5 protein-coding genes are annotated in these 12,191 nt (G+C 60.1%); 3 read left to right on the forward strand and 2 right to left on the reverse strand.

Translation table 11 applies throughout. The features are described 5' to 3' along the window. Positions 1-13 precede the first annotated feature (13 nt). Positions 14-1,066, forward strand: a complete 1,053-nt coding sequence (gene proX, locus FJ490_RS27495) for a glycine betaine/L-proline ABC transporter substrate-binding protein ProX (protein WP_224619704.1) — start codon at positions 14-16, stop codon at positions 1,064-1,066. A 285-nt stretch (positions 1,067-1,351) separates the two neighbouring features. Here proX and FJ490_RS27500 read toward each other — a convergent pair whose 3' ends face one another. Further along, on the reverse strand, positions 1,352-3,055 hold the full coding sequence (locus tag FJ490_RS27500) for an alkaline phosphatase D family protein (RefSeq protein WP_140728630.1): 1,704 nt from the start codon (positions 3,053-3,055) through the stop codon (positions 1,352-1,354). Further along, complete coding sequence (locus tag FJ490_RS27505; RefSeq protein ID WP_140728631.1) at positions 3,052-7,179, reverse strand: GMC oxidoreductase; 4,128 nt, start codon at positions 7,177-7,179, stop codon at positions 3,052-3,054. The genes FJ490_RS27500 and FJ490_RS27505 overlap by 4 nt, the downstream gene beginning before the upstream one ends. Positions 7,180-7,595: 416 nt before the next feature. Between FJ490_RS27505 and FJ490_RS27510 the strand changes: the two genes are divergently transcribed. Beyond that, complete coding sequence (locus FJ490_RS27510; RefSeq protein ID WP_181165371.1) at positions 7,596-11,348, forward strand: adenylate/guanylate cyclase domain-containing protein; 3,753 nt, start codon at positions 7,596-7,598, stop codon at positions 11,346-11,348. Between the two features lie 47 nt (positions 11,349-11,395). Beyond that, positions 11,396-12,082 carry a Crp/Fnr family transcriptional regulator gene (locus FJ490_RS27515; RefSeq protein ID WP_140525295.1) on the forward strand — a complete coding sequence of 229 codons (687 nt, stop codon included), beginning with the start codon at positions 11,396-11,398 and terminating at the stop codon, positions 12,080-12,082. The last annotated feature ends 109 nt before the right edge of the window (positions 12,083-12,191 follow it).

The following is a 12,191-nucleotide window of genomic DNA, read 5'->3' on the forward strand; positions in this document are numbered from 1 at the left end:
AAGGGGAGAATACATGTCGGCGAATTATCGATACCGCAAAGGGCTGAGACTGGCCTGCGCCATGGCTGTTGCAGCAACCATGATGGGTGGGCAGAGTTTTGCGCAGGATAAGCCTGGCGAAGGCAAGACCATTCGTTTCACGTCCTCCGACAGCCTGGGCGCCAACTATATTCAGGACCAGGTCCTGATAGCGGGCCTCGAGAAACTCGGTTACGACGTAAAGTTGTCGACCATGAACATGTCGGCGATCCTGCAGGCCATTTCGCAGGACGACCTCGACATGACCGGCGACATCAACTGGCCGCAGGCCGAGCCCGCCATCGCACAGATCTCGGATACGGTCGAACTGATCAATGAAGGCACGATCGCGGGCGGCGGCATCAACGGCTACATGATCGACAAGAAGACGGCCGAAGCCAACAACATCACCAATGTTTCGCAACTGAAGGACCCGAAGATCGCGGCCTTGTTCGACACCGACGGTGACGGAAAAGCCAATCTGGTGAATTGCGATCCCGCTTGGAAGTGCGGTGACGTCGTCGATTTCCAGGTCAAGGAGTTCGGTTTGAGCGATACGGTGCGCTCCATCCGCGCCAAATACGAGCCGCTGATCGGCGAGGTCTTTGCACGGGCCGACCGAGGAGAGCCGATCCTTCTTTACACCTGGAGCCCATCCTGGATCGTCTATCGGCTGAAGCCCGGCAAGGACGTGGTGTGGCTGCCGATCCCGCATGACGCTCTTCCCGAGGGCGTATCGAAACCGAAGACGCACGAGGTCAAGGACGTGGTTGGCTGTGCGGGGGGGCAGAACCCATGCCGCATGGCGGTTGGCCCATGGAACTGGCGCACGCTCGCCAACAAGAAGTTCCTGGCTGACAATCCGGCGGCCAAGAAATTCATCGAACAAGCGAAATGGTCGCTGGACATCTGGAGCCAGTGGGAAGGCGATCTGGGGGCCGGCAACAAGACCGACGCCGAGATCAAGAAGATCGCCAACGACTGGATTGCCGCAAATCAGTCGGAGTTCGATGGCTGGGTAAAGAATGCGGCTGCCGCCGGGAAATAATCCGGGCAGGCCTCTATCGTGGCTTGTTATCACAATGGTGGCGGACCCTGTCCGCCACCATTGTCGATTGAGGAGACCGATTGCCGGCCAAGCGTTTTCGCTTCATGGCGACGTTCCTTATGCGGAGCAGCTACACCAGGCTCATGCAAAGGGCAGGCGATCGTTTGGACATACGGCCTCAGAGACGATTATCTCGAGATAAATAGCTGCCGCCGCGCCTGATCGAGCGCGGGCCGCTTGGTATAGTGAGAAAAACTGAGTGAAGCCTTATTTCACGCGCAGCTATTACTCTAGGTCGCGCGTGAAGGTTCCGTTCTCCTTGAGCCCCCCGCTGTCGTGGAACTTGACATCCAGACGCCAATGCGAACGGCGGCGGCATGTCGTTACAAGCGCGAAACCGTCGCCAGGGGCGAAACTTGTCTGCACCTCGCAACAATACGGCCCCTGCTCAGGATCGGGATCGGGAAAGCAGAAAGTCTCATTGGCCTGGAAATTGTCGGCAGTTCCGTTCGCAAACGGATATGGCGCGTACAGCGCCGAACTGTGGATACAATGCAGGATGCTCTGCTTGTCGGTTTTGCTGTTTGTTACACGAGCGGTGACCAGGCTGCTCACGTGCTCGTCACCCGACAGGAATACCAGTCCCTTTATTTCCTTGTTGCACACGAACCTGAGCAGCCTATGTAAGGAAGACGGGTATCCATCCCACGCGTCCGAACGCAAGGCACAAGTGGGGGCCTCGGCCACCTCCCGCCGCCGCGGCAGCACTGCCGAGGATGTGAGAACAAATTTGGGCACTTCGGCGTGTTCAGGCTTGGTAAGCCATTCACAAAGTTTGGCGAATTGCGTTGAACCCATGATCCGCGCTTCGCACCAGTTCGAAACCGTCCGTCCTTCACGTTCGGTGCGCGTGTCGCAAAGGAAGAATGGCATACCGTTGTGGGTAAAATCGTCTCGCCAGATGTGTCCCGGCAGGCGCTTTTCCAGCACCCCGGTCTTGCCACGTTCGTACCTGAAGTAAGCCAGCTTCCCAGGCTTTATGACGATATCAGTCTTGCGCATCGCCGGGTCGGGGTCTTTTGCCCAATTGTCGCGAATCTCATGATCGTCGAGCATCATTTCGACCGCCATGTCCAAGCGCTGCGTCGCCGCCTTCACACCGCGGCTCTGGCCCCGGCGTTCGTAGGGTATTCGGAATTGGTCATCGACCACCTTGGGGTCGAAAAGCCCTGCCGTGGCGTCGACATATACCTGGTCGCCGGCCAGCAGCAGCAACGTCGGAGCGCCGGGTTTGCCCAGTAGATCGCTGAGCGCGAGCAGAGACGCATCCGCGGGCCCTCGTGTCGCATGCTGACCGTCGGGCATGTGGTCGAGGAAATCACTGGGGTATTGGCAACTTGCGAGAGCGAATGAAAGGTTCGATACCGCGCGGACAGCGCTCTTGTGGCGGTAGCTTCTGTGTGATCTTCCAGGCCTGCCGACGATCAGTCCACCTCGCAAATCATCCAATGTGTCAGTCTCGAGCGCATACCGAATAGCCTCGGCGGCTCTCTTCAGCGCGTACTCGGCATGCGAACCTTTGTCGGGGATTTCAGGTGGTGATCGCGCCGCGTCGGCCAGTTTCGGTAACCGAGCCAAGCCGCCAATACCCTGCGCCTGAATGTACAGCAGCAAGACCAATACCTGCTGCGCTTCAGGCCACTTGCGGAGCGGAACTTCAAATACATAGGGAGATGCGGGTTGCTTCATATAGTACGGGAGGAGACTATCATAGAGGCTGTCGCCTCTCTGTCCTTTCTCGTCGCCAGGGCTCGTAGCCGGCGGATCGATCATGTGCAGGCGATCGCCCTTTGCGTAGACGGGAACAATGAAGGCTCCATGAGGCAAGCCCCGCCCTCCGCTATCGGCCGCTTGCACCAGGATCTTGCCCGCCTCGATCCCTACGCGCACCCCGAAGACGGGCGCCCTGGCTTCAAAGGGGAGCGTCATGGCTTTTCCTCCAAGGGCCCCGGCATATCGGAGATATCCGGCATTCCGAGGTATTTCGCTATAACGCCGCAGATCGACGAGGCGTCTTTGCCGATCAGGCAATCCTGATGACCGTGGCCGGCAATGCACCAGGTCAGGTAGGACGGTTGGCCGAGCGCCAGGAACTGGCCGCTTTTGTCAATAAGATCCCTGATTTCTTCCTCCGATTGCACCGCCTCGACCGCATGCAGAGATGAGTTCAAATGCGGCACGCCGGCCCCTTTGAGCATATTTCGCATCAGTCTTAGCGTTGAGGGGGCGACCAAACCGTTTTCCGCTCCATGGATCGACATCATCGGGAACTTCAGTCGATCCCTCACCCGGTCCGGCAGCACATAGCGATTTATGCCGGCGCGATCGGTCACGGTGTTGAAGCCAGCAAAATGTATGACCTGCGAGACTGTCTCGACGCTGAGCGGGCCGAAGAAATCGTCGATGTGGTCGAGTACGAGATCAGAGAGATTGTTGAGCGAGAAGGTGCGTGCATAGAGCGCGTCCATCCGATGTCTTGTGCCGACCCAAGGCGTCGCTTTGCCTGGGGGCCAGAGGGGATTCTCGCGCCGATACTCGTCGGACGGCAGCCACATTGCCGAGAGCGCTCTGTCGAGCAATTGACCGGCGAGCGAGATATCCCCATGCGGACTGAACACATAGTCTTCAAGTTGAAGAAAATAACGTACATATCGCATCACATATGCGGCGAGCACATTTGCCGAACTCAACAGCATTGCCGGGCCGACTTGCGAAAACACCACGCGCCCGATCTTATTGTGCAAATTCCTTCGATCATGCTCGCCAAGCACTGCCATGCTGAACATTGCCGCGCCCATGCAATGGCAGACGACATCGAGCCTTTCCTGCCCTGTCGCAGCCAGCACGTGTTGGACGGCGATCGGAATGTCATTCTCCGCCATCTCCTCAAAAGACCAACCGCCTGTGGCGGTAGTCAGGCCTGAACTCGATCGCATATCGAGCACCCAGACATCGCGCCCAGCATCACACAGCGATTGAGCGAGGTTGCCGGGTACGGCAGCATGAGCAAATGTGGTGCCGCTCGCACTGTAACCATGGATGAGCAAGACGGGGCGTTTCGGGATGCCCTTCTCGATACTGCCGTCATAGCGGGCCAGGCGAATGCGGATCGGCGGGCTGAGCTCACTTTTCAAGGTCAACCAGTCGATTTGAGGCGCTGGTAAGCCCGGCACCGCCCCGGGCAACCGTTGTGGTTCACGCGCAGATGGCGGGTCGGGGCGGCGAAAACTCAGTGCATGTATCTGAAGCACGACGCGAAAACCGTAGAGTATGAAAGAGGCCAGATCTGCCAGTGCCGCGACACGGTCTTGCTGCCCCACTATCCGCAGCAGAGGCACCGATTGCCGCGCCAGGTATCGTTTGTTTAGCTCTAGCGACGGTAGCTTCTTGCCAATGACGGTCTTGCTCATCTGCGGGAAAACTTCGACCGACATCTCCATCAATTGCTGCCAAGGGCTGGCGCCGCGCGCATAGGTGAGGCGCTTAACCGCTCTGATTTTCTTCTGCGTGAACAGAGAGCTGTCGAACCTCACGCCCGTGCCGAGATCTTCCGGCTCGACAACCTTGTCGATGTGCAAATCGTATTCGATCAGGCGGACCCCGCCCGCACGCGAGCACAGGTGCAGAATGTCGAGCAGTCTGAGATGGGATGCCCCTCCGCTAGGCGGCGTGAGACGCAACCATTCCTGGCCCTGGCGGACCAAGCGGTAAGCAAAGTCGCGCATCCCGCGGTTGAGCGCCCACGCAAGGATAGCGCGCAGCATTCGGGGCACGGGGCGCGATTCTTCCAGATCGAACAGGTGGAGCGATCCCGAGATCTCCGCCTCGAGCGCAACATGGCTTTCATAGGCCTGATCTGCAATGGGGTCGAACTCCTTTCCTGCACGCAGAATGCGCAGCCGACCATGGGCAATCGGCAAACACCGTCCACGGGACGTTTGCAGCGCGTAGAGATCGGTGAGCACCACCGGCTTGGTGGTTAGCGTCAGTTCGACCATGTGTGGTTTCACACCGCTGCCGCGCATCGCCAGAGGGACCTTGCCGCGCACCTGTTCGGTCAGTTCGATGCTGGTAGGCTTAGGCGCAGGGTTCGTCCGCGGCGTGGAATAGATCGGCCGCGTTTCGCCACGAGAGTTCCCAGGCAAGGGGGCGTTGATCAAACGGCCGCCACTGAGTTGCCATTCCTCCTTGAGCTCGGTGATCGCTCGCAATGCCAGAACGGCTATGGTCAAGGCGGGATTGATACCCAGAGACGTGGGCACGACCGAGCCATCGAGCACGATCAACCCTTCGTGAGTGCGTCTGAGGCCGACCGCGGCGGCATCGAACACGCGGCCGCAATGATCGGTCACGCCTTGGCGAACGTCGTCACCCATGGCGCAGCCCCCGAGAGGATGCACCGTCAGCAGCGGGCCGCGCTGGCGACCGAACACGGCTTCGAGCCTGTCGGACAAAGGTCGCCACAACAGGTTGTTCACCAGCCGTCCGCCCAATCCAGACTCTCGAAGCAAGGCGCCAAGGCGCGCATGATGGTTCTCGAGTCGGGGGTCCAGTCGCAACTCCGGCCAGCGCACTGTGAGCATCCCGTCGGCGAGCATTTTTTCAGGATCGTCTTGCTTCTCATCGGCGCTGTTTTGCATCGAGGGCCCTAGCGCCAGTGCTCCCTCCGCGTCGTCGCGGCCGATCATAGCCAACACCAGGGAGTTGGTGATGGCGGCTGGATTGACGGCTGCATCGTCTGCCCGTGAAGGATTCGGCTCATGCTTCGCCCAGTCGCCATCGGCGACGCGATTGAGCACATCGAATGTGGTGGCGCTTTCCTCAAACAGGCGGCGCAGCGGTCCCGGTACGGCAAGATCCTGGATCACCAGGTCAGTAGCCGCGTTGCCGTCGCGCAGATCGATCATTGCGGTTATCGTCGGGCCGACCGCGCGACCGCAATCCTCGCTCTTGATGTTTGGGGCCGGATTCTCGGTTTCGTCAGCGACGCCATTCACCCGTGCCGCCAAATCATGGGCAACGACGAGCATGTCACCATTGGCGGAGAACTTGCTTCCCAGCTGATCGGAGAACTTTATCCCGCGGATTTGCGAGCGCATCAAAATTTCCGTCGAGCCGAATGTGCCTGCTGCAAGGATCACGCGCCTCGCCAGCAGCGCGAACGGCTTCCGCTGGTTATCGCGTAGATGGCCGTCGGTGTGATTGACGTCCAACTGCCATCCTTCGCCCGCGCGCAAAACGCGCAAGACGGTGGCGCCAGTGACGATCTGTACCAGGCTTTGTCGAGCTAGCCGCAACAAGTTCAGGTCGAGGGATTCTTTGGCATTGTAGTTGCAACCAGTGGCGCAGTCGCCGCAACGGCGACATTCGCTCATCGCGACCCCGGCGTGGTTGGTGTGGCAATCGGAAGCGACGGTTATGTGAGCGGGTCGTGCTTTGCCACCAGCCAAATTTCTAATTGCTTCGGACTTGGCCAAGAAAGGCTTGGTGACACGTATCGGCTTGGCTCCCAACCAATCACGCAGCCGTTCAGCTGTCTCTGCGAGCGTCGTATCTCTGCGGATTTTGGTGGGCCAGCGTGCTTCCCGGAAAATCTCCAGCAGCGGCATCTCCATCACGCCGGCGTTGATTAATGAGCCTCCACCCAAGCCACACGCGACGAGAGCTACCGCGTCGTCGCTGCAGCGCAAGTCGTAAAGACCATCGAACACGCCGCGTTGGCGTTTCGCAAAGGGGGTGGCAAAGCGGACGTGGCCGCCCAGATCGGCCAATCGCGAAGGGAACATTCCGGCCAGGTACTCCTTGCCGCGTTCCAGTACGCAGATTTTTAAAGATTGGCCTTGCACATCCTTGCAGGCGCTCAATTCGGCGGCAGCCACCGAGCCGCCATAGCCGCTGCCAACGATGACAACATCAAAGTCATATCCGCCCCTGACGGTTGCCCTTTCCGTATCGGCGATCTGCGGAAGATCGTGGACCAATGTCTCGAGTCGGTGCGAGAGCCAAGCCGTCGCACGTGGCGGCTCCGGCGCTGCCTTGATGTGTACAGGCAATGCGTCCTCCCTAATTTAGATATCAATCATATACGAAATTTGGTGTAACGTCAGGAAGTCACGCAATCTATCGGAGCGATATTCATTCCCTTTAGGAAGTGCGCGGTCGGCGGTGCCTTTCTCTGCCCTGAAACCATGGGCACGGCTGCGGGAAGGAACCCATGGAGGGTGCTTGCGAGCTACTTGAGAGTTTTCTGCCGCTGGAATTACTCGGTAGAATTCACGCACTTCGAGCGGATGGCCCAGTAGCCGTCGAATTCCCGGCTGCAGTGGTGTTTGTCGATGTGTCCAGATACACGGCCTTGGTCGAGCAACTAGCACGACGGGGGCAAGAAGGACTTGAAAGAATCCCGAGCCTGCTTAGTCACTCCTACGCGCGATGCGTAGAGCAAGTATACAATCGTGGAGGCGAGATTTTGTACCTCGCCGGCGACGAACTGCTGGCCTATTGGTCGGCGGATGTCCGCGGACTTGAAAGCGCGGTGCGAGCGGCGACAGCCTGTGCCAAGGCAATCTGCGGCGGCCGGAACGAGCGTTTGGAGAACGGAACAGCTGAAATCGCACCCGCGCTGCATGTTGGAGTAGGGGCGGGGCCCCTCTGGGCGGCGGCTTTGGGCGGTCAGCCGGTGTGGACGCTCTTTGCAGGGGGAGATGCCATCATGCAGGCCGCTCAGTCCCAAGCGGCTGCGCGCCGATGGGAATATGTGCTTTCCGACAAAGCCAACTTGGCCCTTGCGCAGCCGTCTCAATCGCGGCGCAGTCGGCCTACGCTGGCTTCTCCGCCTCCGGGCTGGCTGGCAAGGTTTTTGCCTTTGCAGCTCAGGGACCTGCTGTCCGAAGCCGACTTGCGCTCAGTTGCCGCGGACAGCGCCATTGCCATCCGTTCCGAAGAAGGTCGTCCAACGACCGCCCGCTTAGACGCCCTGGCGGAGATTAGGCCGATCACCGCCCTTTTCGCGCGAATTGCCGGACTTGACCATCGTCAACCTCAGGCGCTTGCGCGCTATCAATTGCTATGCGCGACCCTCCAGGAGGATCTGCGTTCGCGCGGTGGGCCGGCCGGCGAGTTGCTCTTTGACGACAAAGGTCTGATTTTCTTTGCGACGTTCGGAGCGCGAGGCAGTTTCCACCGCGACGATCCTTGCCGTGCCGTCGATGCTGCTCGCGCGATCCGTCTGACGGCCCAACGCTTGGGCCTCTCCGCGTCGATGGGCGTGGCTACCGGCGATGCGCTTTTTAGTGTTGTCGGAAGCGCACGTCGGCGCCAGCTGATGGTGATCGGCGCCCCCGTGAATCGGGCGGCGCGGCTTATGACGGCGGCATCGGCAAACGTTCTCTGCGATGCACCAACAGAGCGAGCCAGCCGGACGGCGTTTTGGTTCGAAGAACACGGCACGTTGCAACTGGACGGACTTGGGGACATGGCAACGGTATTTTGTCCCATGGATCCGCGCGCCCCGGTCCAACCTCTTAGTCCGCTGATCGGTCGGCAGAGCGAGCTGGAGTTCCTGAAACGTACGTTCGAGGAGACCCGCCGTGGAGGCAGGCGTTTGCTCGTTGTCTTGGGTGAGTCGGGCATTGGAAAAACCGCTTTGATCAGAGCTTTCACGGACGAACTGCGCTCAACCGCAATCGAGGTTTTGACCGCGCGCGCCGAACGTGACGATCGCCGGACATCGCTCCTGCCATGGCGGCGGGTGCTTGTGTCCCTTCTCGGCCTACCGTCCGACAGCGATGGATTTGCGGTGCTTGATGTCGTCACACAACGGGTTCAAGGCAACTCGTCGCTCGTTGGGCGACTGCCCTTGCTAGGTGATGTTCTGAGCATCGAAATTCCCCAAAACGACGGAACGCGACATCTGGAGGGACCTCATCGCGCTGATGCCACCATGCGTCTTTTGGGTGATCTCATGGATAACTTGGCACCGCGCCCGCTGGCATTGGTCCTGGAGGACAGTCAGTGGCTGGATTCGGCATCGTGGCGCCTCGTCGAGTGGGTTCTCTCATCTCTGTCCTCGTTGCTTCTGGTCCTGTGCGTACGCTCGGACGAAGTTCCGGAGGAGTTAAAAAACCTACGAAGGCGAGCCGAGGCCACAAGAAGGAATACATCCGGAACGGAACCTGACGATCCCGCGCGCCTGTGTCGTATCCTGGATCTCGAGGAACTCAGCGAGGCGTCGATTTGCGAACTGGTCGCCCGCACGCTCGGAGATGTGCCCCCACATGGCGAACTGGCGCGCCGGGTCTCGGCCTTAGCCGGTGGCAATCCGTTTTTCGCCGAGGAGATAGCGCTGACATTAAAGAGCCAGGGGCTCATCGCCATACGCGATGGTTTGTGGTGTCCGATCCGCCCGCTCGAGAGCCTTCGATATTTCGAAGGTGTCGATCGGGTCATTCGGGAGCGCGTTGATCGATTGGAGACCCCAGTCCAGCACGTTCTCAGGGCTGCGGCCGTGATCGGGCGTTCATTTACCGGCGAGGCCCTGGCGACGTTGCTCGAGGGCGAGTTGGATCACGACGGTGTGGGTGCAGCTGTCGAGTCGCTCGTGGCGGCGCATCTCGTGCGTCAGGGCACTGGATCAGGGAACTACGAGTTCCGTCATGATCAAATCCGAGACGTCGTTTATGGCTCAATTCCCAGTGAAGTGCGACAGCGACTTCATGCAGCTCTGGCCGCTTGGATCGAGTCGAGCCAGTCGGCCGCCATGGGCGCGGATGTCGCGGCCCTCGTTCAGCATTTTGAGGCCGCCGGAAACAATTTCAAGGCAGTTGGATATGCCAATTTGGCAGCAATCAAGGCGCTGCAGGTCGGTGCGTTTCGAGAGGTCGAGGCGTTTCTGGAAATCTGCTTGAGATACGAGTCGAAGCAGCCTTGGAGTGCTGAGCAAAGACTTCAGTCGGTGCGTTGGCGCAGGCAGCTCGGCGAGGCCCATTACAGTCGTGGCGACCTCCATGCTCAGGGCATTTCGGTGAGGCGCGCCCTCACCTTGGCGGGCACGCCGGTTCCACGTTCCTCGGCAGCCCTTTTGATGCGGCTGCTTGGGGGTGGAATGCGGCTCGCGTTCCAACAGGTGTTCCCTCCTTCGCTATGGTCAACTCAGGGTGGTGTGCTGGACTCCTGGGAGCGAGAACTAGCTCGCTGCCTTAACCAGGCGGCGGTCGTGGACTATTTCGAGCTTCGCTTTTCGCGAGCGTTTTCCCACACCGTCGCGGCTGTCGCCCATGCGGAGCGCACGGGGCTCACCATGGAGATGGTGATCGCGTCCGCCCAACTGGCATGCGGGCTGGGAATTCTGGGGCGCCGGCGCGCTTGCAACTACTTCATGGCAAGGGCAGAACGGGTGGTGACTGCGCTCGCCGATCCAGCGGTCCATGCCCACCTGTGTAATCTCGATGCGCTCTGGCGCATCGGCCGCTGCGACTGGCTGATGGTAGATCGTCGTCTGGATCAGTCTCAAGAGCTGTGTCTAAAGGCGGGCGATCAACTAAGTTGGTGCAACGCCCAGGCCATGCGCTTCTGGTCAATGTACTACCGCGGTGAATCGGGTGCGCTGGAGTACACCGCCCAGGCGCTGCTCTCCCGCGCGCAGAACAGCGGAAACCTCCAGCAAGAGATTTGGGCGCTCCGATGCAAGTCGTTGTGTGTGCTCCACACGGATAGCCCCCGTGAAGCGGTCGACATCCTTCGGCTGACCACGTCCGCTATGGTCGGATCCGCCGATCTCGCCGACTTGGTCTCCGCCAAAGGGTCGCTTGCGCTCGCGCTTGCACGGGTCGGGCTCCATGCTGAGAGCCTTCGGGCTGTGGTCGAGACGCTACGCCTGCTGCGCGAGATGCGTCGCCCGACTGTGCACAGCACACTGCCCGGCATTGCCGGCGTGTGCGAAGTGCTTCTGCGCGGCAGGGAGGTAGGCCTCTCGCGCGAGTACGACCAGTGGCGCCACTGGGAGCGCCAAGCGCTGCATGAGCTCAAGCGTTACCGCCGCGCGTTTCCTGTCGGCACTGCTCAGTATGGGCTGTGGGTCGGCGTGGCCCATTGGCTGGACGGGCGCGGTGACCGCGCCGTCTCTACTTGGCGGCAAGCACTCGCGGCTGCGCGGCGCCTCTCGTTACGCAGGGATCAGTCGATCATTGCGGCCGAGCTGAGGCGCCGGCAAGACAAGATCTAAGATACTCTCCTGCGTTGGAGTTATCCGATCGGTAACTTGGGGGCGACATGGCTTTTGGCGGCGCGAACGAAAGAAATGATCTCCCGCGCCTTGCACGGATCGATCCGCGCCTGTTCGATCTTCTTTTCGGCGGCTGCAAGGTTGAACGCCACGCGGCGGGCCAGATTCTCTTCGTCCAGGAAGATCCATCCGATCGTATTTACGGGGTGATGAGCGGGACGGTGGAGATCTCGATGTATTCGCCGGGAGGCCGGAAGCTGGTGGCCAATATCGAGCTTTCGCACAGCTTGGTCGGAGAGATCGGCGCGCTCGACGGGCGCCCGCGCACCGCAACCGCCACTTGCCTGACCGTTTGCGATCTGGCCTCGCTCGGTCGGAAGCAGCTCTTCGATCGCATCGAAAAAAACCCACCTCTGGCACGCGCCATGATTGAGCTTTTGTGCGCACGGCTGCGTTGGGTCAGCGGCGAACTTGGCGATCAGGCTTTCTTCGGCATTGAGGCCAGGCTGGCAAAACGACTGGTCTTTTTGGCCGGCGTTATGGCGGATGGCTCAGGTTGGATACCGATCTCCCAGTCCGAACTGGGGGAGTTCCTGGGCGCCACGCGCGAGTCCGTCAACAAGACACTTAACGATTGGCGCAACCGTTCGATCATCGCAATCAAGCGTGGTGGCCTGCGCATAAGGAACGCCGGTGCGCTTCGTCACATCGCCGAGTCACAGGACGATGACTGATGTCGCCATTCGCAATCGGCGCGCGTGCATCAGAGCCGCGAAATTAGATTGCGCAACGAAGACCGGATCGGCATGAAGGGATAGTCCTCCACCTGTCGTGGTGACGAAC

Origin of the sequence: Mesorhizobium sp. B2-5-11, assembly GCF_006440835.1 — a bacterium.
In the GTDB taxonomy this organism is placed as follows: Bacteria; Pseudomonadota; Alphaproteobacteria; order Rhizobiales; family Rhizobiaceae; genus Mesorhizobium.

Coding starts and splice junctions, on each gene's coding strand:
- FJ490_RS27515 (WP_140525295.1), top strand. CDS start 11,396: ATGGCTTTTGGCGGCGCGAACGAAAGAAATGATCTCCCGCGCCTTGCA.
- proX (WP_224619704.1), top strand. CDS start 14: ATGTCGGCGAATTATCGATACCGCAAAGGGCTGAGACTGGCCTGCGCC.
- FJ490_RS27500 (WP_140728630.1), bottom strand. CDS start 3,055: ATGACGCTCCCCTTTGAAGCCAGGGCGCCCGTCTTCGGGGTGCGCGTA.